The sequence below is a fragment of the Chthonobacter rhizosphaerae genome, from assembly GCF_013839525.1.
GTDB lineage: Bacteria > Pseudomonadota > Alphaproteobacteria > Rhizobiales > Pleomorphomonadaceae > Chthonobacter > Chthonobacter rhizosphaerae.
Genome location: NZ_JACDIS010000006.1, coordinates 96,491 through 120,367 on the forward strand (window position 1 = coordinate 96,491; position 23,877 = coordinate 120,367).

Annotated in this window: 24 protein-coding genes; 3 read left to right on the forward strand and 21 right to left on the reverse strand. The window is 70.1% G+C overall.

Going from position 1 to position 23,877, the window contains the following annotated elements:
• Positions 1-3 precede the first annotated feature (3 nt).
• From HND91_RS12450 to yajC, 4 genes are all read right to left on the reverse strand, one after another.
• Complete coding sequence (locus HND91_RS12450; RefSeq protein WP_181706904.1) at positions 4-420, reverse strand: Mth938-like domain-containing protein; 417 nt, start codon at positions 418-420, stop codon at positions 4-6.
• Positions 421-470: 50 nt separating this feature from the next.
• Positions 471-1,415 (reverse strand): protein translocase subunit SecF, encoded by a 945-nt coding sequence (gene secF / locus HND91_RS22770; RefSeq protein ID WP_181706905.1) that lies wholly within the window; start codon positions 1,413-1,415, stop codon positions 471-473.
• 30 nt (positions 1,416-1,445) lie between these two features.
• On the reverse strand, positions 1,446-3,059 hold the full coding sequence (gene secD, locus HND91_RS22775) for a protein translocase subunit SecD (RefSeq protein ID WP_181706906.1): 1,614 nt from the start codon (positions 3,057-3,059) through the stop codon (positions 1,446-1,448).
• Positions 3,060-3,156: 97 nt separating this feature from the next.
• Positions 3,157-3,501: a preprotein translocase subunit YajC gene (yajC, locus tag HND91_RS12465; RefSeq protein ID WP_181706907.1), complete on the reverse strand. Its 345-nt coding sequence runs from the start codon at positions 3,499-3,501 to the stop codon at positions 3,157-3,159.
• Positions 3,502-3,740: 239 nt separating this feature from the next.
• Between yajC and HND91_RS12470 the strand changes: the two genes are divergently transcribed.
• Positions 3,741-4,619, forward strand: a complete 879-nt coding sequence (locus HND91_RS12470; protein ID WP_181706908.1) for an ATP-binding protein — start codon at positions 3,741-3,743, stop codon at positions 4,617-4,619.
• A 108-nt stretch (positions 4,620-4,727) separates the two neighbouring features.
• Here the strand turns inward: HND91_RS12470 and HND91_RS12475 are convergent, their stop codons facing one another.
• The 14 genes from HND91_RS12475 to HND91_RS12540 form a co-directional block, all read right to left on the reverse strand.
• Complete coding sequence (locus HND91_RS12475) at positions 4,728-6,173, reverse strand: peptidoglycan DD-metalloendopeptidase family protein (RefSeq protein ID WP_343057331.1); 1,446 nt, start codon at positions 6,171-6,173, stop codon at positions 4,728-4,730.
• Positions 6,174-6,450: 277 nt separating this feature from the next.
• Positions 6,451-7,104 carry a protein-L-isoaspartate(D-aspartate) O-methyltransferase gene (locus tag HND91_RS12480; protein WP_343057332.1) on the reverse strand — a complete coding sequence of 218 codons (654 nt, stop codon included), beginning with the start codon at positions 7,102-7,104 and terminating at the stop codon, positions 6,451-6,453.
• A 32-nt stretch (positions 7,105-7,136) separates the two neighbouring features.
• Positions 7,137-7,904, reverse strand: coding sequence for a 5'/3'-nucleotidase SurE (gene surE, locus HND91_RS12485; RefSeq protein ID WP_181706910.1), 768 nt, complete (start codon positions 7,902-7,904; stop codon positions 7,137-7,139).
• 71 nt (positions 7,905-7,975) lie between these two features.
• Positions 7,976-9,274, reverse strand: a complete 1,299-nt coding sequence (serS, locus tag HND91_RS12490; protein ID WP_181706911.1) for a serine--tRNA ligase — start codon at positions 9,272-9,274, stop codon at positions 7,976-7,978.
• Between the two features lie 54 nt (positions 9,275-9,328).
• Entirely contained in the window at positions 9,329-10,117 is a 789-nt protein-coding gene (gene tatC / locus HND91_RS12495) for a twin-arginine translocase subunit TatC (protein ID WP_181706912.1), read from the reverse strand.
• Positions 10,114-10,791 (reverse strand): Sec-independent protein translocase protein TatB, encoded by a 678-nt coding sequence (gene tatB, locus HND91_RS12500; RefSeq protein WP_181706913.1) that lies wholly within the window; start codon positions 10,789-10,791, stop codon positions 10,114-10,116. Before tatB ends, tatC begins: the two co-directional genes overlap by 4 nt.
• A 194-nt stretch (positions 10,792-10,985) precedes the next feature.
• Positions 10,986-11,231 (reverse strand): twin-arginine translocase TatA/TatE family subunit, encoded by a 246-nt coding sequence (locus tag HND91_RS12505; protein WP_181706914.1) that lies wholly within the window; start codon positions 11,229-11,231, stop codon positions 10,986-10,988.
• A 113-nt stretch (positions 11,232-11,344) separates the two neighbouring features.
• Positions 11,345-12,460 carry an ABC transporter ATP-binding protein gene (locus tag HND91_RS12510; RefSeq protein WP_181706915.1) on the reverse strand — a complete coding sequence of 372 codons (1,116 nt, stop codon included), beginning with the start codon at positions 12,458-12,460 and terminating at the stop codon, positions 11,345-11,347.
• 93 nt (positions 12,461-12,553) lie between these two features.
• Positions 12,554-13,354 carry an SMC-Scp complex subunit ScpB gene (scpB, locus tag HND91_RS12515; protein WP_181706916.1) on the reverse strand — a complete coding sequence of 267 codons (801 nt, stop codon included), beginning with the start codon at positions 13,352-13,354 and terminating at the stop codon, positions 12,554-12,556.
• A complete protein-coding gene (locus HND91_RS12520) occupies positions 13,351-14,229 on the reverse strand; it encodes a segregation and condensation protein A (RefSeq protein WP_181706917.1) in 879 nt (292 codons plus the stop codon). Before HND91_RS12520 ends, scpB begins: the two co-directional genes overlap by 4 nt.
• A gap of 54 nt (positions 14,230-14,283) precedes the next feature.
• Positions 14,284-15,294, reverse strand: coding sequence for a beta-N-acetylhexosaminidase (gene nagZ / locus HND91_RS12525; protein WP_181706918.1), 1,011 nt, complete (start codon positions 15,292-15,294; stop codon positions 14,284-14,286).
• A 112-nt stretch (positions 15,295-15,406) separates the two neighbouring features.
• Positions 15,407-16,933 (reverse strand): SPOR domain-containing protein, encoded by a 1,527-nt coding sequence (locus HND91_RS12530; protein WP_181706919.1) that lies wholly within the window; start codon positions 16,931-16,933, stop codon positions 15,407-15,409.
• Positions 16,934-17,013: 80 nt separating this feature from the next.
• Positions 17,014-18,765: an arginine--tRNA ligase gene (gene argS, locus HND91_RS12535; RefSeq protein WP_181706920.1), complete on the reverse strand. Its 1,752-nt coding sequence runs from the start codon at positions 18,763-18,765 to the stop codon at positions 17,014-17,016.
• A gap of 38 nt (positions 18,766-18,803) precedes the next feature.
• Positions 18,804-20,021 (reverse strand): deoxyguanosinetriphosphate triphosphohydrolase, encoded by a 1,218-nt coding sequence (locus tag HND91_RS12540; protein WP_181706921.1) that lies wholly within the window; start codon positions 20,019-20,021, stop codon positions 18,804-18,806.
• Positions 20,022-20,204: 183 nt separating this feature from the next.
• Here HND91_RS12540 and erpA point away from each other — a divergent pair, with 183 nt between their 5' ends.
• A complete protein-coding gene (gene erpA, locus HND91_RS12545) occupies positions 20,205-20,531 on the forward strand; it encodes an iron-sulfur cluster insertion protein ErpA (RefSeq protein WP_181707142.1) in 327 nt (108 codons plus the stop codon).
• A gap of 33 nt (positions 20,532-20,564) precedes the next feature.
• On the opposite strand, the gene HND91_RS12550 is transcribed toward erpA, so the two are convergent.
• Positions 20,565-21,386 carry a hypothetical protein gene (locus tag HND91_RS12550; RefSeq protein WP_181706922.1) on the reverse strand — a complete coding sequence of 274 codons (822 nt, stop codon included), beginning with the start codon at positions 21,384-21,386 and terminating at the stop codon, positions 20,565-20,567.
• A gap of 205 nt (positions 21,387-21,591) precedes the next feature.
• Between HND91_RS12550 and xth the strand changes: the two genes are divergently transcribed.
• A complete protein-coding gene (xth, locus tag HND91_RS12555) occupies positions 21,592-22,383 on the forward strand; it encodes an exodeoxyribonuclease III (RefSeq protein WP_181706923.1) in 792 nt (263 codons plus the stop codon).
• 124 nt (positions 22,384-22,507) lie between these two features.
• Here xth and HND91_RS12560 read toward each other — a convergent pair whose 3' ends face one another.
• Both HND91_RS12560 and HND91_RS12565 read right to left on the reverse strand, forming a co-directional pair.
• On the reverse strand, positions 22,508-22,831 hold the full coding sequence (locus HND91_RS12560) for a hypothetical protein (protein WP_181706924.1): 324 nt from the start codon (positions 22,829-22,831) through the stop codon (positions 22,508-22,510).
• A 98-nt stretch (positions 22,832-22,929) separates the two neighbouring features.
• On the reverse strand, positions 22,930-23,775 hold the full coding sequence (locus HND91_RS12565) for a tetratricopeptide repeat protein (RefSeq protein WP_246329459.1): 846 nt from the start codon (positions 23,773-23,775) through the stop codon (positions 22,930-22,932).
• Between the last annotated feature and the right edge of the window lie 102 nt (positions 23,776-23,877).

The following is a 23,877-nucleotide window of genomic DNA, read 5'->3' on the forward strand; positions in this document are numbered from 1 at the left end:
CGGTCACTCGACCGCCAGGAGGGCGGCGGCGACCGCGCGATTCTCGCCGAGCATGATGTTGTAGGTGCGCACGGCCGCCCCGGTGGGCATCACGTCCCCGCGAAGGCCCCGTTCGCGCATGGCGAAGCGCAGGGATTCGGCCATGGGCACAATGCTCCGGCCGGAGCCGATCAGCAGGACCTCGAAGTCCGCCGCCTCGTCGAGGGCCTTCCTCAGGGTCTCGACGCCGATCTCCGAGGCTTCGGACACGCTCCAGCCGTGGATCCCCGACGGCAGGCACAGGATGGACCCTCGGTGGGACATGTCGGCGAAGCGGAAACCGCCGTTGCCGTAGGCGCTGATGGGCGCCCGGCCGGGAAAGTGCTGCTCCCGCATGACGATCCCGTGCGCGCCGCGCGGTTCGAACAGCTTGCCGGCCATGACACCCTCTCGACGCTCGCGCCTGAAGCAGCCGTCCGCGGCGGCCCCGGTCAGGCCGCCTTGGGCTCCGCGGTGGTCTCCTCCTCGTCCGCCGGATTCGGGGTGAGCTGCGGGTCGAGGAAGATCAGCACCGGGGCGGCGATGAAGATGGACGAATAGGTGCCCACCAGCACGCCGAACAGCATGGCGAAGGTGAAGGAGCGGATCACCTCGCCCCCGAAGAGATAGAGCGACGACAGCGCAATCAAGGTGGTGGCCGCCGTCATGGTGGTCCGCGCCAGGGTCTGGTTGATGGCGAGGTCCAGGAGGGTGATCAGGTGCATGCGCTTGTACTTCCGCCGCAGCTCGCGGATGCGGTCGTAGACCACGACCGTGTCGTTCAGCGAATAGCCGATGATGGTCAGGATGGCGGCGATGGACGACAGGTTGAATTCCAGCTGCAGGAAGGCGAACAGGCCGACCGTGAGCACGATGTCGTGCAGCGTCGCCACGATGGCCCCGAGGGCGTACTGCCACTCGAAGCGGAACCACACGTAGACCATGATGCAGAGGAGCGACAGGAGGACGCCGAAGGTGCCGTTCTGGGCGAGTTCGCCCGAGACGCGCGGGCCGACGACCTCGACGCGGCGGTATTCCACCTCGTCGCCGAAAGCCGCCTGCACCTTGCCGACGACCGCCTGCTGGGCGTCGTCGCCGCCCTCCTGGCGGACGATGCGGATCAGCACGTTCTGCGGCTCTCCGAACTCCTGGACCTGGACCTCGCCGAGGTTGAGTTCGCCCAGGCGCTCGCGGATGGCGCCGAGGTCGGCGGGGCCGTCCTTCGTCTCGATCTCCATGAGCGTGCCGCCCTGGAAGTCGATGCCGGTGTTCATCCCGATCAGGAAGAAGCCGAGGAAACACACCACGGACAGGAGGCCGGACAGCGGGAAGCTGAGCTTCCGCCAGCGCATGAACGGGTAGTGCGTATCGTCTGGGAACAGGCGAAGGAGACGCATGCTTCTGGTTTTCCTTGTCCCGGCCGGCGGTCAGATCGGCACCGTCGTCGGACGACGGCGGCGGACCCAGAGGGCGATCAGGAGGCGGGTGAAGGTGATGGCGGTGAACACCGTGGTGACGATGCCGACGGTCAGCGTCACGGCGAAGCCGCGCACCGGACCGGAGCCGAGCTGGAACAGCACCGCCGCGGCGATCAGGGTGGTGATGTTGGCGTCCATGATGGTGCCGAAGGCTCGCTGGAAGCCGGTGTCGATGGCGGTCACCGCCGAGCGGCCGAGCCTCTGCTCCTCACGGATGCGCTCGTAGATGAGCACGTTGCTGTCCACCGCCATGCCCATGGTGAGCACGATGCCGGCGATGCCCGGCAGGGTGAGCGTCGCCTGCAGGAGCGTCAGCACCGCGAAGATGAGCACGATGTTGACCAGGAGGGCGATGTTGGCGAACACGCCGAGCAGGCCGTAGGCGGCCATCATGAAGAGCGCCACCGCGATCGCGCCGATGAGTGAGGCGATCTGGCCGGCGGCGATGGAGTCGGCGCCGAGCCCCGGGCCGACGGTGCGTTCCTCCACCACGGTGAGGCGGGCCGGCAGGGCGCCGGCGCGCAGCAGCACGGCGAGGTCGTTCGCGCTCTCCACGGTGAAGCTGCCGGAGATCTGGCCGGAACCGCCGGTGATCGGCTCGCGGATGACGGGGGCGGAGATGACCTCCCGGTCGAGCACGATGGCGAACGGCCGGTTCACGTTGTCGGTGGTCACCTGGGCGAACCGGCGCGAGCCGCCGGTCGAGAGCCGGAACGAGACGATCGGCTCGTTGGTGCGGCTGTCGAAGCTCGCCTGCGCGTCGACGAGGTCTTCGCCGGAGAGGAGCGGCGCCTCCTCGACCACGTAGGGGATCGGCGGGTCGTCCATGGATTCCAGCACCATGGTGCCCGGAGGCGCGTTGCCGGCGAGGGCGTCCTGCGGGTTGGCGTTGACGTCGACCAAATGGAAGGTGAGCTGGGCCGTTCGGCCGACGATGTCCTTCAGGCGCGCCGGATCCTTCTCGCCGGGCGCCTCCACGAGGATGCGCTCGGCGCCCTGGCGCTGGATCGACGGCTCGGTGGTGCCGAGTTCGTCCACGCGGCGCCGGATGACCTCGATCGACTGGTTGATCACCGTGCCGATCCGCTGCTCCAGGCCCTGGGTGGTGAAGTTCATCCGGAACAGGCCGTCGCCCTCGTCGTCGACGGCGAACTCGGTGAGGGCGGTGCCGCCGAGGAGATTGTTGCTGATCGGATTGACGAGGCCCTGGAGGCGCTCGGCGGCTTCGGCGACGCGCGCGGTGTCGCGGATGCGCAGCTGCACGCCGTCGCCCTGGACGCCGAGCCCCGTGTAGCCGATGCGCGGCTCCTGGCGCATGGCGTTGCGGATGTCGCTCTCCAGGCCCTTGAGGCGGCGGGCCTTGTAGTCGGCCGTGTCGACTTCATAGAGCAGGTAGACGCCACCCTGGAGGTCGAGGCCGAGCACGATCTGGCGGCCGGGCAGCCAGTTCGGCCAGTTGTTCCGCAGCTGGTCCGCCGACAGGAAATTCGGGACGACGACCAGGAGCCCGAGCAGGATCGTGCCCAGGATCGCCGTGATCTTCCAGCGGGAGAAGTAGAGCATGGCACCCTCGCGCCCCGTCGGTCCGGGGCCTCTGGTTCAAAAGGCAGGCGGCGCCCAGGGCGCCGCCGGCTTCCCGTATGCGCGCCGATGGCGGGCGTCAGGCGTCCTTGACCGGCTCGCCCTTGGAGCGCAGCTCCGCGACGGCGCCGCGGGCGACGCGCACCTTGATGCCGCCGGCGCCCTCGCCGATGTCGAGCACCATCTCGCTGTCGTCCACGATCTTGGCGATCTTGCCGACGAGACCGCCGTTCATGACCACCACGTCGCCGCGGCGCAGGTTCTTGATCATGTCGCGATGCTCGGCCGCGCGCTTCTGCTGCGGGCGGATGAGCAGGAAGTACATGATCACGAAGATCAGGATGAACGGCATGAACTGAATCAGGAAGGCGGTGGCGCCCGCCGGCTCTCCTGCCGCCTGCGCAAACGCGGGGGTGACGAACATCCGTTCTGGCTCCTTGACGACGGTCGGGTTCGGGCGCCTCGTCGTTGACGGGTGCGAGGCGGCTTCGGGTCCCCCGGTCGCCGAGGCACCCCACGAAAGCGCGCGGACTATAGCGACAGGCGGGCGGAAAGCAAATGACCCGTAACCATGCCGCGCGCCGCATCCGGCCATACGGAATTGCGGTCGCGCGCCCGACAGGCTTTAAGTCGTGGCATTGACCAACGGGATCACCGCCGCCCATGTCCAACGACCCCATCGCCGTCCTCAACCAGCACCTGTCCCGGCTCGTGGAGCTGATGGAACGCACCGCGCCGCCGAAGCCGGTGCGGCCCGACTTCGAGGCGGCGGACGCGTTCGTCTGGGTGGCCGGATCGCGGTCGCTGCAGCCGGTGCCGCGGGTGAACCGGGTGGAGATGGTTCTCCTCAAGGGCATCGACCGGAACCGCGACCTGATCACCGAGAACACCGCCCGGTTCGCGGCGGGCCTGCCGGCCAACAACGTGCTCCTGTGGGGCGCGCGCGGCATGGGCAAGTCCTCGCTGGTGAAGGCGGCGCACGCGTCGATCAACCAGGAGCGCCGGACGGCGGGCGAGCCGACGCTGAAACTCGTGGAGATCCACCGGGAGGACATCGAGAGCCTGCCGGAGCTGATGACCCTGGTGCGCGCCGACCGGCACCGGTTCGTGATCTTCTGCGACGACCTCTCGTTCGACCATGACGACACCTCCTACAAGTCGCTGAAGGCGGTGCTGGAGGGCGGCATCGAGGGCCGGCCGGAGAACGTGCTCTTCTACGCCACCTCGAACCGCCGGCACCTGCTGCCGCGGGACATGATGGAGAACGAGCGCTCCACGGCCATCAACCCGAGCGAGGCGGTGGAGGAGAAGGTGTCGCTGTCCGACCGGTTCGGCCTCTGGATCGGCTTCCACAAGTGCTCGCAGGACGACTATCTCGCCATGGTGGAGGGCTACGTGGCCCACCACGGCCTGACGATCGATCCGGCGACGCTGCGGGCCGAGGCGCTGGAATGGTCCACCACGCGCGGGGCCCGGTCGGGGCGCGTGGCGTGGCAGTACGTGCAGGACCTCGCCGGGCGCCTGGGCAGGCGGCTCGGCTGACCGCCCTGCCCCATTGCGGGTTCGGGATGCTGGGCTACGGGCGGAACGAACGCGACAAAGGCCGCGACGGGAGTCGCGGCCTTTGTCGTTGAACGTGAGGAGCGGCGGTCAGCCGTTCAGGTGCGGCAGCGGATCCACCGGGCGGTTGCCGTTGCGGATCTCGAAATGGAGCTGCGGGCGACTGACGCTGCCGGTGGCGCCCACCTTGCCGAGGGTCTGGCCGCGCATGATGGTGTCGCCGCGCCGGACCAGGATCTCGCTGGCGTGGGCATAGGCGGACACGAAGCCGTTCGGGTGCTTGACGAGCACCAGGTTGCCGTAGCCCTTCAGCTCGTTGCCGGCGTAGATGACCGTGCCGCCCTCGGCCGCCTTGATGGGCGTGCCCTCGGGCACCTCGATGTTGATGCCGTCGTTGCGTTCGCCGTTCGCCTTGGCGCCGAAGCCCGAGATCACGCGGCCGCGCACCGGCCAGCGGAAGCTGCCGGACTTGGCGCTCTCCACGCCGCCGGACTGGGGCACCGCCGTCGGGGCCGGAGCGGGCTGGAGCGCGGCCTGCTGCTGCGGAGCCGGCTGGGCGGGCGCGGCGGGCTGCTGCACCGGCTGGGCCGTCATCGGCTGGGTGGCCGGCTGGCCCGGCTGGGTGACGGCGGGCAGCCGCGGCACCGCCGCCGGCTGGGGCGCGTCGGTCATGGTGGTGGTCGGCAGGGCTGCGACCTGTGTGCCCTGGCCGGCGGCGCCCGGAATGGTGAGCTTCTGGCCGATGCGGATCGGCGCGCTCGGGTCGATGCCGTTGGCGCGGGCGAGGTCCGCCGACTTCATGCCGTGCCGGTTGGCGATCTTGCCGAGGCTGTCGCCGGGCTGGACCGTGTAGACGGTCGCGCCGCCGGCCGAGGCCATCTGGGCGGGAGCGCCGGAGGCCGGCAGCTGGCCGAGGGTGGCCGGGCCGGGCGCGGTGCCGCCCACGGGCGCCGGGGCGAGCTGGCCGACCGGGGCCGCGGATGCGACCTGGCCGCCGCCGGAGCTGTAGGTCGGGATGACGATCTGCTGGCCGGGCTGCACCATGCTGGAGGCGGTGAGGCCGTTGGCGGCCCGGATCGCCTTCTCCGGCACGCCGTAGCGCTGGGCGAGGGTCGCGATCGTCTCGCCCTGGCGGAGCATGACGGCGGAACCGCCCTCCGCGCTCCAGCCGGCCGCGCGGGGCGCGGTGGGAACCGGCGCGAGGGCCGCCTGCTGGGGCGCCGCGCCGAGCGGCGGCAGGGCCGCGGTGCTGGCCGGGCCGGGCGGAAGCGGCGCGACCGAACTCGGCGTCGCATAGGGATCGGCGCCGGCGAGCGGAGACCGCTGGAACGGCGCATTGGACACCACCGCGCCCGGGGCGGGTGGGAGGGTGTTCGAGGTCACGGACGGCGTCCGGTAGGCCGGGGCCTGGCCGACCGAGCCGGTCACCACGTCGTCATTGGCATAGGCGGGCTGGGCGGGCGCCTGGGCGGGGGACTGGGCCACGATCGCGGATCGGTTGCCGGTCTCGTCGAAGAGCGTGCCGAACCGAGTCACGTCCGAGCTGCAGCCGGCAACCCCGGAGGCCATCAGGGCCAAGGCCGCAGCCCGAGCCAGATAAACGCCTTTGGAACGTCGGGTGGTCATGCACTTCATCGGGATTCTCGCCACGCTTCACCGTCTTCGGCGATTAAAGCCCGGTAACGTTTATAAAGATTTAAAATCGGCAACCGACCGACCGGCCACCGCTCGTGTTTTTCCGCAGAATACCGCCTGTTTTCCTGGACTTGCGTTGCTCTTCGGCAACGGTCGGCCGTTGTCGTGGCGGCAGCGGTCAGAGGCGAGCTGCAACACCCTCGACGAGCGGCACGAAACGGACGGTGCCGACCTCCTGTCGATGGAAGAGCCGCCCGTCGCGCACGACCCTGACGAGCGTCTGACTCGATCCGGTGCCGACCGGCGCGACCAGCACGCCCTTGTCGCCGAGCTGGTCGAGGAGGGGCGGCGGGATCCGCGACACCGCGCCGTCCACCAGGATCCGGTCGTAGGGCGCATGGCGGGTGAACCCCTCCAGGCCATCGGCAACGATGACGTTGACGTTCTCGATCTTCAGCGCCGCGAGCCGGTCCTCGGCGAGCTCGCCGAGGGTGCGGAACCGATCCATCGTGACCACCCGGGTGACCATGTGAGCGAGAATCGCGGTCTGGTACCCGCTGCCGGTGCCGACCTCGAGCACCTTGTGGTCGAGCTTCAGGTCGAGGGCGGCGAGGAGGACGGCGGTGACGGACGGGGCGCTCATCACCTGTCCGCATTCAATCGGCAGCGCCTTGTCGGTGTAGGCGCTGGGCTGGTAGGGCGCGGAGACGAAGACGCGACGTGGCACGGCCGCGATGGCCGACACGATGCGCCGGTCGGTGACGCCGTCCCGGCGCAGACCCGCCAGCATCTCCACCAGGGCGGCCTTGTCCCGAGGGCTCAGCGCGATCACCGGCTTTCATGCTCCCTGAACGGATCCGAAGGTCAGCGAAGGGCCGGGCCGAGAAGGTCGGCCAGACGGCCGAGGCCGTCGTGGTCGGTCATGTCGAGCCGGAGCGGGGTGACGGAGATTCGGCCGGCCGCGAGCGCGTGCACGTCGGTGCCGGGCTCCGGCGGCGTGGTCGAGCGCGCGTAGGCGAGCCAGTAGTAGGGCTTGCGGCGGCTGTCGATGCGGGCCTCGGCCGTGAGGCCGTGGGTGGCTGTGCCCTGGCGGGTGATCTCCACGCCGGCCACCTCGTCCGGGGCGCGGTCGGGGAAGTTGAGGTTCACCAGGGTGCCGCGCGGGATGCCGGCGGCCGCGATGCGGCGGACGAGGTCGGGCGCGTGGCGCTCGGCGGTCTCGTAGGGGATCACCGCGCCTTCGGTCCAGGAGAAGCCCTGGCTGAGCGCGATGGACGGGATGCCGAGGAGCGTGCCCTCGATGGCGCCGGCCACCGTGCCCGAATAGGTGACGTCGTCGGCGATGTTCGACCCGGCATTGACGCCGGAGAGGATGAGATCCGGCGGCGACGGCATCAGCTCGCGCACCGCCATGATCACGCAGTCGGTGGGCGTGCCCCGGACCGCGTAGGTGCGCTCCTCGATGTCGCGGACGCGCAGCGGGTCGTGCAGCGTCAGCGAATGGGCGAGGCCGGACTGGTCCGTCTCCGGAGCGACGATCCACACCTCCGTGCCGACCGCCGCGGCGATGCGGGCGAGCGTCTGCAGGCCGGGAGCGAGGATGCCGTCGTCGTTCGTGATCAGGATTCGCATCGTGTCCTCGATACGCGGGAAATCGGGAATCGGACCCCGGACGGGGCGGCGGCGGTGCCGTCGCCCTGGTTTCAGACCCGCTCGATCCGGTCGAGGCCGCCCATGTAGGGCTTCAACACCTCCGGGACCGTGATGGATCCGTCCTCGTTCTGCCAGGTCTCCATGACGGCGATGAGGGCGCGGCCGACCGCGGTGCCCGACCCGTTCAGCGTATGGACGAAGCGGGTGCCCTTGGCGTCGCCGGCCGGGCGGTAGCGGGCGTTCATGCGCCGGGCCTGGAAGTCGCCGCAGACCGAGCAGGAGGAGATCTCGCGATACTGGTTCTGGCCCGGGAGCCAGACCTCGATGTCGTAGGTCTTCCGGCTGCCGAAGCCCATGTCGCCGGTGCACAGCGTCACGACCCGGAAGGCGAGGCCGAGGCGCTTCAGCACCTCCTCGGCGCAGGCGAGCATGCGTTCGTGCTCGTCGCGGGACGTGTCGGCGGACGTGATCGAGACGAGCTCGACCTTGTTGAACTGGTGCTGGCGCAGCATGCCGCGCACGTCGCGGCCCGCCGACCCGGCTTCGGAGCGGAAGCAGGGCGTGAGCGCGGTCATGCGGACCGGAAGCTCCTTCTCGTCCAGGATCTCGCCGGCCACGAGATTGGTGAGCGGCACCTCGGCGGTCGGGATCAGCCAGCGGCCGTCGGTGGTGCGGAACAGGTCCTCGGCGAACTTCGGCAGCTGGCCGGTGCCGAACATGGCGTCGTCGCGCACCATCAGCGGCGGCTGCACCTCCGTGTAGCCGTGCTCGCCGGTGTGGACGTCGAGCATGAACTGGCCGAGCGCCCGCTCCAGCCGGGCCACCTGGCCCTTGACCACCGTGAACCTTGCGCCGGAGAGGCGGGCCGCGCGCTCGAAATCCATGCCGCCAAGCGCCTCGCCGAGCTCGAAATGCTCCTTCGGCGCGAAAGCGAAGGTCTTCGGCTCCAGGTGCCGGCGGTATTCCACGTTGTCGTGCTCGTCCTTGCCGTCGGGCACGTCGTCGGCGGGGACGTTCGGGATGACCGCGAGGGCGGTCTGGAGCGCGAGGTCGAGCTCCCGCTCCGTCTGCTCGCCGTCCTGGATGAAGCTCTTGAGCTGGCCGACCTCGGCCATCAGCGCCTGGGCGGCGGTCTCGTCCTTGGCGGCCTTCGCCTTGCCGATCTCCTTGGAGGCGCTGTTGCGGCGCTCCTGGGCTTCCTGCAGAGCCTTCAGATGCTGGCGGCGGGCGTCGTCGCGGGCGATCACGTCGGCCACGGTGGCGCGGGCGGCGTCCTCCGGCTGGTTGCGTCGGACGAGCGCGCGGACGAGCGCCTCGGGCTCGTCACGGATCCACTTGATATCCAGCATCGGCGACCTTGATCCCGGGCGCGGGGATCGCCGGCGCGTCCGCGGGCCTGACGATCAGGTTCCCGCCGCGGTCCGCCGCTCCTCGTCGCGCTTCTTCATGAGCCTGAGGGCAATGATGGAGACTTCGTAGAGAAGCATCGTCGGTATCGCAAGAAGGATCTGGCTGAGCGGATCCGGGGGCGTCAGGATGGCCGCGGCCACGAAGGCCGCCACGATGGCGTAGCGGCGCTTCTCCTTCAGGGTCTCCTCGGTGATCACGCCGGCCCGGCCGAGCAGCGTGAGGATCACCGGCAGCTGGAAGGTGATTCCGAAGGCGAAGATCATGGTCATGATCAGGCCGAGATACTCGGACACCCGGGGCAGGAGCGAGATGGCCGCCTGCCCCTCCCCGCCTTCCTGCTCCATCGACAGGAAGAAGTGCATGATGGTCGGCATCACGAGGAAGTAGACCAGCATCGCGCCGAGAAAGAAGAGGATCGGCGTCGCGATCAGGAACGGCATGAAGGCCTGGCGCTCGTTCTTGTAGAGGCCGGGCGCAACGAACATGTAGATCTGCGACGCGATGACCGGGAACGCGATGAAGAGCGCGCCGAACAGGGCGATCTTCAGCTGCGTGAAGAAGTACTCCTGCGGAGCCGTGTAGATCAGCTGCACGTCCTGACCGACGCCGGCGGCCTGCTCGTAGGGCACGACCAGGATGTTGAAGATGCCGGTGGCGAAATAGAAGCAGATCAGGAAGCAGATGAAGATCGCGATCAGCGACTTGATGAGCCGCGACCGCAGTTCGATCAGATGCTCGATCAGCGGCGCGCGGGACGCTTCGATGTCGTCTTTGTCGCTCACCGGTCAACTCCGTCGGCGGACGATGCGGTCCTGGTCAGGTCGAGGGGCGCTCCGACCGGAGCGGGCGCGACCGGTTGAGGCGCGGCAACCGGCGCGGCGGGCACGGGCAGCGGCTGGCCGGAGGGAGCCCTCGGAACGGGCTGCGCGGCGGACACCGGTTGGGCGGCGGGTGCAGGCTGGGCGGCGGCGGGCGCCGGGGTCGGCTGCGCGGGGGCGGCGGCGGGCTGGGCCGCGGCAGGCGCGGGCTGGGCCGATGCCGCCGGGGCCGGAGCGACGGCCGGCGCGGGATCGGCCGGCGTGCCCGGAATCGGCGCGGCGTGGCCGGTCTTGGCGGGCTCCGCCGCCTCCGGCTCGGCCTGGTCGGACGAGGAGTCGACCGCGGCGAGATCCGCTTTCAGGCTGTCGCCGATGGAGCGGATCGGATCGAGCGCCGTCTTGACCTCGTCGAAGGGGTTGATGGACTGGACCGCCTTCTTGGTTTCGAGCAGGTCGACCTCCCGCTCCGCCTCGCGCAGCGCGGCGTTGAACTGGGACTGGAAGTCGCCGGCCAGGCGGCGGGCCTGGCCGATGAAGCGGCCGACCGTCCGCAACAGACGCGGCAGATCCTTCGGGCCCACGACCACGATCGCCACGATCGCGATGAGGAAGATTTCCGACCAACCGATCTCGAACATAACGGTCGTCCGCACAGGCGTTCAGCGCGGAAACCGACCGGCCCCGCGCGCGGAACGCCCCCTTTCCTGGATCCCGGCCCTTAGAGCATTCTCCGATCAAGTTGCACGACCTGATCGCCGAGAGAATGCTCCAGCTCATTGAATCTGGAGCGATGTCTTGTCGACCTGACGAGTCCGTCAGGTCGGAAGGCGCTCTAGACCTTGTTGACGTCCTGCGGCTTCGTCGCGACAGGGTCGGCCGTCTTGTAGTCGAGGACCTTCGGATCGGTCACAGGCTTGGTCTCGTCGGCGACGTCGTCGTCCTTGTCCGCGAGGCCCTTCTTGAAGTTCTTGATGCCCTTGGCGAAATCGCCCGCGAGCTCCGGAATCTTGCCGCGACCGAAGAGGAGAAGCACGACCACCAGCACGATGAGCCAGTGCCAGATGCTGAACGAACCCATACCCAGAAACTCCCCGCTGTGGCGGTGCATTCGAATTTGCCGGCACCATGGCACAAAGGACTAGGCACCGCAACAAAGCCCCTTGTGCACGGCCGTTCCCCCCATGTGGGAGGTCATCTCGGAAATACGAGGACGTCGCGCGGATCCGTGTCGACGGAAATGTCGGCGCCGACGGAGAACGGCTCCGACATGGCCCGCAGCCGCGCCTTCAGCGGCCGGTCGAGGCCTTCCACGACCACCTCGACGAGGGACACCTCGCCGAGGAAGCGCTGGCGGATGACGCGGCCCTCCGCGCCGGCGCCGGGCGGGCCGAGGAGGACGCCGGGCAGGCGCACGCAGACGTCCACCGCGGCGCCTTCGGCGAAGCGCTCGGCCGGGAATCGGCCGATCGGGGTCTCCACCATGCCGCCGCGGACGACGCCCTCGATGACGTTCACCTCGGAGAAGAAGCGGGCGGCGAAGAGGTCCACCGGGCGGGCGTAGAGGTCCTCGGCGGTGCCGATCTGGACGAGGGCGCCGCCGCGCATGAGGGCGATCCGGTCGGCCATGCGCATGGCCTCCTCCGGGTCGTGGGTGACCACCAGGGCGGTGGCGCGGGTCTCGCGCAGGACGGCGATAGTCTCGTCGCGGACGTTGTCGCGCAGGCGCCGGTCGAGGCCGGAAAAAGGCTCGTCCATCAACAGGATGGACGGCCGCGGCACGATCGCTCGGGCGAGCGCGACCCGCTGCTGCTCGCCGCCCGAGAGGGCGTGGGGATAGTCGTCCGCGTGGCTCTCCAGGCCCACCCGGCCGAGGGCGGCGCGGGCGGCGCGTTCGGCGGCGGCGCGGTCGAGGGAGGTGAGGCCGAACATGACGTTCGCCAGGATCGTCATGTGCGGAAAGAGCGCGTAGTCCTGGAACATCAGGCCGACGCCGCGCCGCTCCGGCGGGACGAAGCGGTTGGGGCCCGCCATCTCCATGCCGTCGATGCTGACGCGGCCGGAACTCGGCTGTTCCAGACCGGCGACGATGCGCAGGAGCGTGGTCTTGCCGCAGCCGGAATGTCCAAGCAGGCAAACGATTTCGCCCGGCGCGACGTCCAGCGAGACGCCCTTCAGGGAGGGCACGCCGTCATAGTCGTGGACCACCGCCTCGAAGGTCAGCCGCGACGCGATGATGGCGGGCGCGGTGCCGCGCTGGCCCCAGTTCGGCAGGTCGGCGGCGGACGTCTTGGCGGCCGGATCGGGCATGGACGCGGAAAACCTCGTGGTGGATTTCGCGCCCTTACTATCAGGTTCGAGCCGGATGCGAAGCTCAAAGGCGGGTGAACGGCGGACGTGCGTTCACCGCCCCCCGACATCGGTTTTGTCGGAAATCGAGGGCGGAAAACCGGTCCCACCGTCGGGCGTGTCGTCGTCCATGTCGTCTTCCGCCGCCTCGTCGGCGTCCTCCTCGACGAGGTCGGGCGGATCGCCGTCCGTCGGGTCGTCGTCGAGCGGATCCTCGTCGGGACCGAGGCCGCCGTCCTTCGGAACCGGGATGGAGAAGCCGGCCGGGATGGTGCCCTCGATCAGGCCGGCGCCCTTCAGCTCGTCGAGGCCGGGCAGGTCGGACAGGCCGTCGAGCCCGAAGTGGACCAGGAAGGCTTCCGTCGTGCCGTAGGTGACCGGACGGCCGGGCGAACGGCGGCGGCCGCGCATGCGCACCCAGCCGATCTCCATCAGGACGTCCATGGATCCCTTCACGGTGCTGACGCCGCGGATCTCCTCCACCTCCGCCCGGGTGACGGGCTGGTGGTAGGCCACGATGGCGAGGGTCTCCAGGGCCGCGCGGGACAGCTTGCGCTGCTCCCGCGCCTCGTGGCGAAGAAGGAAGGAAAGGTCGTCGGCGGTGCGGAACATCCACTGGCCGCCGACCTTGGCGAGCGTGACGCCGCGCCCGGCGTAGAGGGCCTGGAGGTCGGCGAGGATCTCGCCGACCGGAACGCCCGCGGGCAGGCGCTCCGCGAGGGCGGCCTCGGACAGCGGGGTCGCGGAAGCGAAGAGCAGCGCCTCCACGATCCGGTGAGCGAAGAGGCGGACCTCCTCCGGGCCGTCCGGCAGCGGCGGCGCGGGTTGGTCGTCCTCGTCCGGGGCGGCGGTCATGGGTGCCCCTCCCCGCCCGGACCGTCGCCGGCGTTCTCCTCGGAGAGCGCGTCGAGGTCCACCGCCCGGGGGGCGGCAGCGCGGACGTAGAGCGGGCCGAAGGCCTCCGACTGGCGGAGCTCCATCTTGCCCTCGCGGACCAGTTCGAGCGTGGCCGAGAAGGTGGACGCCCGGACGGTGGCGGCGAGGTCGCGGGTCGTCATGTAGGGCTTGAGGAAGGTCTCCAGGGGAAACCAGTCGCCGTGGCGGCCGATCAGGCGGGTCAGGATGTCCCGCGCCTCCACGAGCGACCAGACGGCCCGGCGGCGCACGTGGACGCGGGTGACCATGTGGCGTTGGCGGTCGGCCGCGTAGGCGGCGAGGAGATCGTAGAGCGTGGCGTCCCAGACCGTGTGGCGGTCCACGACCACGGGCTCGGGCGCCCCCCGGCCGAAGACGTCGCGGCCGAGGCGGGAGCGGTCCATCAGATGGTCGGCGGCCCGGCGGATCGCCTCCAGGCGGCGGAGCCGGAAGGCGAGCTGGGCGGCGAGTTCCTCGCCGGTCGGCTCGTCGTCGTCGGCCGGCGGATCGGGGATCAGGAGGCGCGACTTCAGGTAGGCGAGCCAGGCCGCCATGACGAGGTAGTCGGCGGCGAGCTCCAGGCGGAGGCGGCGGGCCTCCTCCACGAAGACCAGGTACTGCTCCGCGAGCGCCAGGATGGAGATGCGGGCGAGGTCCACCTTCTGGGTGCGGGCGAGCGTGAGGAGGAGGTCCAGCGGCCCCTCGAACCCTTCCACGTCCACGATGAGCGACGGTTCGCCGGGCGCGATCCGGTCCGCCCCGGGGGACGACCAGGGATCCGCACCGGCTGCGACCTCGTCCTTCGCCTCGCTCATCCGCCCCGTCCGCTCCCGATAGGAGGCCCCTCCCCGTCTCGCCCGCGCGGGCCGTCAGATGCCGGCGTCGGTCGCCTCGGCGAGCGCCCGGTCGAGCCGGGCGTGGATGGCCTCCAGGTCGACCGTATCCGGCTCGGCGATGGCGCTCAACGCCCGCGTGGCGCGCTCCAGGGCCGGGCCGGCGAGGACCGGGGCGACGGCGGCGACCGCCTCCATCTCGTCCATCAGGCCGTTGCAGTGGAGGGCGATGTCGCAGCCGGCGGTGAGGGACCGCTCGGCCCGAAGGCCGACCGCGCCCTCGAGGGCATTCATCGACACGTCGTCGGAGAGAAGGAGGCCGTCGAAACCGATCACGCCGCGGATGATCTCGTCGATCACGATCGGCGACTGGGTGGCGGGACGGTCCGGGTCGATGGCCGTGTAGACGATATGGGCCGTCATGGCTGCGGGAAGGTCCGCGAGCGCCATGAAGGGAGCGAAATCGAGGGCGGCGAGGTCGTCGTAGGCGGCCTCCACCACCGGCAGGTGATGATGGCTGTCCACGAGCGCCCGGCCGTGGCCGGGCATGTGCTTGATCACCGGCAGGACGCCGCCCGCCAGGAAGCCGACGGCGGCGGCGCGGCCCGCGGCCGTGACGACGGCCGGGTCGCCGGAAAAGGCGCGGTCGCCGATGACGGTGCTCTGGCCCGGCAGGCCGAGGTCGAGGCAGGGCGCGCAATCGACCGTGATGCCGGCGGCGCGCAGGTCGGCCGCCATGGCGCGGGCGGCATCGCGCACCAGGGTCAGGTCGCCCGAGGCGGCCTCCAGGAGGCGGCGGGCGGAGGGGTATTTGCGCCAGTGCGGGGCGGTCAGCCGCTGGACGCGGCCACCCTCCTGGTCGACGAGCACAGGCGCCGCCCAGCCGACGGCGGCCCGGAAGTCGTCCGTGAGGCGGCGGACCTCGTCGGGCGCGCCCACGTTGCGGCGGAACAGGATGAGGCCCCACGGGTCGGCGTCGGCGATGAAGCGGCGCTCGGCATCGGTGAGAGCCGGACCGGAGACGCCGGTGATGAAGGCGCGGGGCATGACGGGCCTCTTGGGACGTCCGCCGGCCGACAGGACCGCGGACGGGTGACGGAACGCGAAGGCCCGCGCCACGCCGGAGGCGCGACGCGGGCCTTGGACTTGATCGCCGCGCTCAGTTGCGGGCGATGAGGCAGTCGCCGCCGGCGGCCTTCAACTGTTCGCACAGGCTGACGGCGGCCTCGCGGGTCGGCTTGCCGACGCGGGCCCGGTAGTAGATGCCCTTGTCGCCGAGATCGGCCCGCTGGACGTCGGGCGTCACGCCGCCGAGGATGGACGGGAACTTCTTCTGCAGCGCCTGGAAGCTGGACAGGGCGGCGGCTTCCGACCGCTGGGACGCGATCTGCACGTAGGCGGCGGCTCCGGACGCGGCCGGCGCGGCAGCGGCGGGGGCCGGGGCGGCAGCGGCGGGGGCTGGGGCGGCCGACGCGAACGGATCGGCGGTGGCGACCTGGGTGGGCGCGGCGGCCTGCGGGGCCGGCTCGGCCGGAGCGGCGGACCGGGGCACGTCCGGGCGACGGACCGGCATGGGCGCGGTGACCTGGACCGGGGCGGCCTCGGCCACCGGCGGCTGGGCCAGGGGCTCGCCGACGGGCGTCGGCGCGGCGGCGACCGTGTCGGTCGGCGCGCCGAGCGGGGGCAGCGGCTCCATGCTGGCCGGCTGGGTGGCGACCGGAACCGCCGGCGCGTTGGCGAGCGACGCGATGGGGTCCACCTGCTCGGGGCTCGGCAGGATGCCGGCGGTGGTCATCGGGTCGCCGTCGATGCCGGGAGCGGCATCGGCCGGAGCCGGCGCGGGAGCGGCGCGGTTGGCGAGGGACGGCGGCGGCCCGTCGGGGGATTCGATGATGGTGCCGTCCGGCTTGACGAGCACGGTGCGGACGCGGCGCGGGCCGGCGTCCACCAGTTCGGCCTCGGGCAGGACCTCGTCGCCGTTCGGCAGGATGACCCGAGAGCCCGGCACCGTGACGCCCGGCAGGTCGGGCACGGTTTCAGGACGGGCGACGAGGCGGTCCTCGCCCTTCTCGGGCAGGGCCTCGCGCGGGCTGAACACGGGCGAGGCGTCGGCCGTCTCGGCGGCCTGCTCGCTCGCGTCCGGGATCACCTTGTAGGGGCCTTCCGGAGCGCGGACGAGCTGCGGCTCGCCGATGCCGCCGACCCCGCCGATGAGGCCGTAGGCCACGCCGCCGACACCGGCGAGGACCACGAGGCCGGCCAGCGCCATCAGGCCGGACCGACGGCGCGGCGCGGGGGCGGCCCGCTCCTCGTCGTAGGAGTGCGGCGGCAGCATGCCTTCCTCGAACCGGTCCGGCTCGGACTCGGTGAAGGAGATGAGATCGTCGGAATAGGCCTGGAGGGCGTCGTCGTCCCAGGCGTCGTAGACCTGCGGACGGCGGCCGGCGGACCGGGAGCCGTCGAGATCGACCGGCTCCATGGAGCCGTAGTCCCGATCGAACTCGGTCGCGAGCGCCTCCACCAGATCGTGGGGGGAGTTCTGGCGGCGGACGGTGGCCTGGAGATCCTCGTCCACGAGCCGGGCCAGTTCGGCCATGGCCTCCTCGTCATCCCAGCCGTGGTGCCCGTGGGCGCCGGCGGGATGGACGGGTTCCTGGAACTTGTGGGCGCGACGCATGTTGAACATCGGGTACGGGTCTTTCTGTCACCGACCTTCGTCCATCCGCGTTCAGGCTGCGGCTCGACGACGATCGTTGGTGCCGACGGTCAACGCATTTCGTCCGGGGCATTCACGCCGAGTATACCGAGACCCGACTGAATAACAATCATAACGGCCCGGACGAGAGCGAGACGGGCTCGGGTCGAGACTGGATCAACAGGGTTAACGAACCGCAAACGCGGCTGGTCCTTGCCCCTGTTCCAGTGCCCGTGGAAATCCCCCGACAGGTCGTAGAGATAGAACGCGATCCGGTGCGGCTCGTGCGCCTCCGCGGCGCTCTCCACCACGCGCGGGAACTCGGCGAGACGCCGGATGAGGGCGAGCTCTGCCGGGTCGTCCAGTGTCTCGAACGGGGCGTCCGCCGGGTCGGCGTCGGCGAGGTCCGGCGCCTGCTCGCGCGCCTGGCGGAAGATCGAGTGGCAGCGCGCGTGGGCGTACTGGACGTAGAAGACCGCGTTGTCCTTGGACTGCTCCTTGACCTTCACGAAGTCGAAGTCGAGCGGCGCGTCGTTCTTGCGCATCAGCATCATGAAGCGGACGGCGTCGCGGCCGACTTCCTCCACCACCTCGCGCAGGGTGATGAAGTCGCCGGAGCGCTTGGACATCTTCACCGGCTCGCCGGCCCGGTAGAGCTTCACGAGCTGGCAGAGGCGCACGACCACCTTGGCCTTGCCGCCCGAGATGGCGTTGCCGACGGCCTCCAGGCGCTTGACGTAGCCGCCGTGATCGGCGCCGAGGATGAAGATCATCTCGTCGAAGCCGCGCTGGACCTTGGAGCGCATGTAGGCGACGTCGGCGGCGAAATAGGTGTAGCTGCCGTCGGACTTCTGGAGCGGCCGGTCGATGTCGTCGCCGTATGCGGACGCCCGGAAGAGGGTCTGCTCCCGGTCCTCCCAGTCGTCCGGCAACTGTCCCTTGGGCGGCGGCAGACTGCCCTGGTAGACGAGGCCGCGGCCGCGGAAGTCCTCGATCATGGCGTCGATCTCGGACGGGGCGGTCCCGGTCCGGTCGTGGAGGGACTTCTCGGAGAAGAAGACCTCGTGCTCGACGCCGAGGATGGCGAGATCCTCGCGGATCATGTCCATCATCATGACGACGGCGACCGGCTTGACGAGCGGCATCCAGTCCGCCTCGTCCATGGCGAGGAGGCCGTCTCCGTGGGCGGCCTTCAGGGCCTCGCCGACGGGGACGAGATAGTCGCCCGGATAGAGGCCCTCGGGGATCTCGATGGTCTCGCCAAGGGCTTCCCGGTAGCGCAGGAAGGCGGAGCGGGCGAGGACGTCGATCTGCCCGCCGGCGTCGTTGATGTAGTATTCCTTGGTGACGTCGTTGCCCGCGAAGGCGAGAAGGCCGGCGAGCGCGTCGCCCACCACCGCGCCGCGGCAGTGGCCGACGTGCATGGGGCCGGTCGGGTTGGCGGAGACGTACTCCACGTTGACCTTGTGGCCGCGGCCGAGGGCCGAGCGGCCGTAGCCGGCCGGATCGGACACGATGGCCTTGACGAGGCCGGCCCAGAAGCCGGGCGCGATCTTCAGGTTGATGAAGCCTGGGCCGGCGACGTCGACGGCCTCCACGTCCGCGTCGGCGCGGAGCGCGGCGGCGATCGCCTCGGCGAGGTCGCGCGGCTTGCGGCCGAGCGGCTTGGCCAGCACCATGGCGGCGTTGGTGGCGATGTCGCCGTGGCTGGCGTCGCGGGGCGGCTCCACGGCGACGCGGCCGAGGTCGGCCTCGGCCACGCCGAGATCGAGCCCGCGGATCGCCGCCCGGATCCGATCGCCGAACACCTGGAACACGTTCATCGCCACACCTGCCAAAAACCCGGAAAACCGAGGCTCGCCTAGCGCAATTCCGGTGTGGCGTCAAACCAGCGCCGGTGCTCCTGGACGGCGAAGCGGTCGGTCATCCCGGCGATGTAGTCGCCCACCCGGCGGGCGAGCGTGTGGTCGTCGCAGGCCTCCAGGCCGGCGCGCCATTCGTCCGGCAGGGTGTCGGGCCGGGCGACGAAATGGTCGTAGAGGTCGCGGACGATGAGGTCCGCGTTGGCGCGCACGCGCACCACGTCCGGGTGGCGGTAGACGTGCGGGAAGAGGAAGGCCTTGATGGCCTTGTCGACCGCCGCGATCGGCGCCGAGAAGGTGGCGAGCGCGCGCCCCGCCGCCCGGACGTCGTCGGCGCACTGGGGCTTCACGGCGTCGAGGTTGTGGATCGCGACGGTGATGACGTCCTCCACCATGGCGGTGATCAGCCGGCGGGTGAGTTCGTGGATGGTGCGGTTGCGGTCGAGGCCGGGATAGCGGGCCGCGATGGTGGCGAGGAAGCCGCCGATGAGCGGCAGGTCCGTCAGGTCGGCGAGGTCGAAGAGGCCCGCGCGAAGGCCGTCGTCGATGTCGTGGGCGTTGTAGGCGATGTCGTCCGCGATGGCGGCGACCTGGGCCTCCAGGCTCGGCCAGGTGTGGAGGTCGAGGTCGCGCCAGGCGGGATAGCTCGTGAGCGCGAGCGGCAGGCCGCGGGCGGCGTAGCGCGGCACCGGGTTGCCGGCGGGGTCGATCATGGGGCCGTTGTGCTTGACGAGGCCCTCCAGGGTCTCCCACGAGAGGTTGAGGCCGTCGAACTCGGCGTAGTGGTTCTCCAGCAGCGTGACGATGCGCAGGGACTGGGCGTTGTGGTCGAAGCCGCCGTGGTCCTCCAGGCAGGCGTCGAGCGCATCCTCGCCGGTGTGGCCGAAGGGCGTGTGGCCGAGATCGTGGGCGAGCGCCAGGGCCTCGGCGAGGTCCTCGTCGAGGCGGAGCGCGCGGGCGAGCGCGCGGGCGATCTGGGCCACCTCGATGGTGTGGGTGAGGCGGGTGCGGAAGTGGTCGCCCTCGTGGTAGACGAACACCTGCGTCTTGTGCTTCAGCCGCCGGAAGGCGGTGGAGTGGATGATGCGGTCGCGGTCGCGCTGGAAGGGCGTGCGCGTGGGGCTCGCCGGCTCGTCCTTCAGGCGACCGCGCGTGCGGGCGGGGTCCACGGCGTAGCGCGCCCGCGGTTCCACGCCGAAGCCCAGTGTGACGACCACGCACCCTCCCCGACCGGCCACGCCGGCGCCGTCCGCATGCCTGACGGTCGTTGCGGTCGATTGACCGTTCCGTCTTGGCTACTTACCTATTGGCAGACGAAGATGACAAGCCGGCTGCAGGTTCCAGGCGGAACCCTCCTCGCGGCCGCGAGAGGACAGAGGTCGCCGATGACCGTGGACGCGATCGACAGCGTGATGCTCACGGACCGTGCCGCGCGCCGGATCCGCAAGATCATGGACAAGGACCCGACGGCGGGCGCGCTGCGCGTCTCGGTGGAGGGCGGCGGCTGCTCGGGCTTCTCGTACAAGTTCGACCTGACCGACGCCCGCGCGGAGGACGACCTGGTGATCGAGAAGGACGGCGCGACCGTGCTGATCGACCCGACCTCCCTGCCCTTCATGGCCGGCTCGGAGATCGACTTCGTGGACGACCTGATGGGCCAGTCGTTCCAGATCCGCAACCCGAACGCCACCGCGTCCTGCGGCTGCGGCACCAGCTTCGCGATCTGACCCGGTTCCGGGCGGCGCTCCTCCGGGCGGCGCTCAGGCGAGGTCGAGCGCCACGTCGTCGATGGCGACCACGTGGTGGACGCGCGCCGTGTCCGGGCTCTCCTCGCCGTAGGGCGCGACGGTCCACTCCCAGCTTTCCGTCTCCTCCGGCAGCGTGACGCCGTGGAGGACATCCTGCTCGTCGATCACGTTGCCCTCGCGGTCGACCACCACGTAATCCGTGTCCGTGACGAGAACCGACCGGCAGGACATGCCGGCGAGCGAATAGACGTGCGCGGCGACGAGCTGGCGCGTCACGTCGGGCGGGACGGTGAACTTCGGGTCGACGGTCTCGGCCCGGCGGGACGGCGTGAAGGCGAGCTGCGACAGGAGGTTGGCCGAGACGACCAGGTCCACCTCGGGCATGCGGCGCACGAAGGCGAGCGGGTCCAGCCGGCCGCCGATCTCGCCGCCGGTGACGGCCCGGCGGAAGCGCTCGCGCTTCAGGGCCTCGTCGAAGCCGGACAGATCGGCGGTCACGAACTCCACGTTCCGCCAGCCCTTGCGCCAGACCGCGAGCCGGACGGCGGCGAGATGGACCGCGTCGACGAGGACCACCTTGCCGAACATGGACGCCATGCGGTCGATCGGCACGTCGTCCAGAAGGCCGGAGCCGAGGACGACCGCGGTGCGCCTTCGGGTGACCGCGTCGATCGCCCTGTCGACCGCCGCCCGCGACCGCGCCTTGTGGGGCGCCCACGCCGCGCGGAAGCGCCGGGAGCGCGACCAGAGGCTCACCTTGTCGGCGAGCAGCCCGCTGCGGCGGGCCTCCAGCGTGGCGGGGGTGACGAGGGCGTGGGCGAGTTCGGAGAGCATCGGGAGAGCGGGCGATTCGGCGGGGAGACGATAGCACCTGAGGCGGGGGCGAGGGGCGGGAAGGAATGCGGGGGTGGTCCGCCTGCGCAGACCGGGACGGTGGAGGGTGGAGGGTCGGGCATCTTTTCCTTCGGCGGCGGATCTGTATAGCTCCAGCGGGTGTGGCCGCGCCGGCGGCCGTCTTGTCCGAGCACTGGAGCCCCGCATGCGGATCGCCACCTGGAACATCAACGGGGTCAAGGCCCGGATCGAGACGGCGCTGAGCTGGCTCGGGGAGGCGTCGCCGGACGTCGTGTGCCTGCAGGAGATCAAGTCGGTGGACGAGGCCTTTCCGAGGGCCGAGTTCGAGCGGCTGGGCTACAACGTGGAGACCCACGGGCAGAAGGGGTTCAACGGCGTCGCGATCCTGTCGAAGCTGCCGTTCGACGAGGTGAACCGGGGGCTGCCGGGCGACGACGAGGACGCGCAGGCGCGGTTCATCGAGGGCGTGTTCTCGGTGAAGGGCGGCGTGATCCGGGTGGTGTCGCTCTACCTGCCGAACGGCAATCCGATCGGCACGGAGAAGTTCGACTACAAGATCGCCTGGATGCGCCGGCTGGAGGCCTTCGCGCGGGACAGGCTGGCGCTGGAGGAGCCGACGGTGCTCGCCGGCGACTACAACGTGATTCCCGACGCCAAGGACGTCCACGACCCGCGCGCCTGGATGAACGACGCCCTGTTCCAGCCGGAGAGCCGGATGGCGTTCCGCTCGCTCCTCAACCTCGGCTACACGGACGCGCTCCGGGCGACGGACGATTCGCCGGGCCGGTACACGTTCTGGGACTATCAGGCCGGCGCGTGGCAGAAGAACTGGGGCATCCGGATCGACCACCTGCTGCTGTCGCCCCAGGCGGCGGACCGGCTGGAGGCGTGCGAGATCGTCAGCCACGTGCGCGGCTGGGAGAAGCCGAGCGACCACGTGCCGGTGGTGGCGAGGCTGCGGTTCGAGGCGCCCTGAGGGCCCGCCGGACGGAAGGCGGTTATATACTTGAGCCGGCCTTTTTGCTGGAGTCAGCCATACGCAGGTTTAGATTTAGGTTCGTTCTTCGGCTCGCGCGATTGCTCAACGTGCTAATGAGCATTCACGAGAGTTTTTTTGCTTTCGGGAAGAACGATAGCAGCACATTTCTATCTGGCACCACGCCGAAGTAAGCTCCAGACATATCTGTCGGGTCGAAAACAAAGACCATGTCATCGGCTTCGCTCAGGCCAGCAAACACCATTTCTGCAAAACCATAAGTATCGAGAGACGATTCAACTAAAATGAATGAAGTTGTCCCATCCCAAAAACTCAAACCATTCGTCCGCGCATTCTCTATTAACCTAAGTCTACGCTCATTGTAGGTCTTGCCCTTAACAGTCTTATCGGCAATCCGGAACGTCACGCAGTAAGTAAAACCAGCCATCCCACCCTCCGAGACTCAAAGGTTGTGAACCTCGGTAACCATACATCTAATTCGGGTGGTGCGGGAGGTACATAATCTCCAAACCGAAAGCCGTTGGCCTACTGGCCGGCGGCGATGATGGACTGGTTGTCGGCGAGCCACTGGTCGGCCAGACGGGTGGCCTTGCGGCGGACGTCCTCGCTGGCGACGGCGAAGGCCTTCTCGTGCTCGAGCCGCACGAATTCCTCGTCGCGGCCGGTGGCGCGCGAGTGCTTGAGGGCGATCGTCAGCCACATGAGGCCGTGCACCGGGTTGGGCTCGATGTCCTCGCCGTTGAACAGCATGCTGCCGAGACGGGCCTGGGCGTCCACCTGACCCTTGCGGGCCGCGAGCAGGAACCAGCGCGCGGCCTGACGGGGATCCCGCTCGCCGCCGATGCCGTCGAGGAACATGCGGCCGAGGTTCACCTGGGCGAGCGCGTCGCCGAAGTAGGACGCCGCGTAGGTGAAGATCTCCCGCGCCCGGTTCATGTTCGGCCGGAGCGCGTTGTCGATCCCGGTCATGTAGTAGGAGCCGATCTCCACGAAGGCGTTGGACACGAACGGCGCCTGGGGCGACGTGGGGCTGTCCTCCGCGTGGGCGGCGACGACCTGGTTGAAGTAGTCGAAGGCCTTGAGGTCGTCCTCCTCGACGCCGTCGCCGTTCTGGTACATGCGGCCGAGCTTCCACTGGGCGGCCGGATGACCGCTCTGGGCGGCGGCCTGGAGACCGTCGAGCGCGGAGGCGGTGTCGCCGGCGTAATAGGCGCGGGTGCCTTCGCGGAAGGCTTCGATGACGTCCTGGTCGCTCCAGTTCTGCGAGCCTTCGCCCGGCAGGTCGAATGCCGCCGCCGGCGACGCGCAGAGCGCCATGCTGACGCAAAGGGCCATCCAACCGTTCACTGCCACCTGCCCGACCTTCGCCATGCCCGTTCTTCTCGCAAGCCCTACGCGCCCTTCTGGACGCTTCGGCGACATGTGGAAGGCGCACAGACCCGCAACCCGCCCCGCGACAGTGGCCGCGGGCCG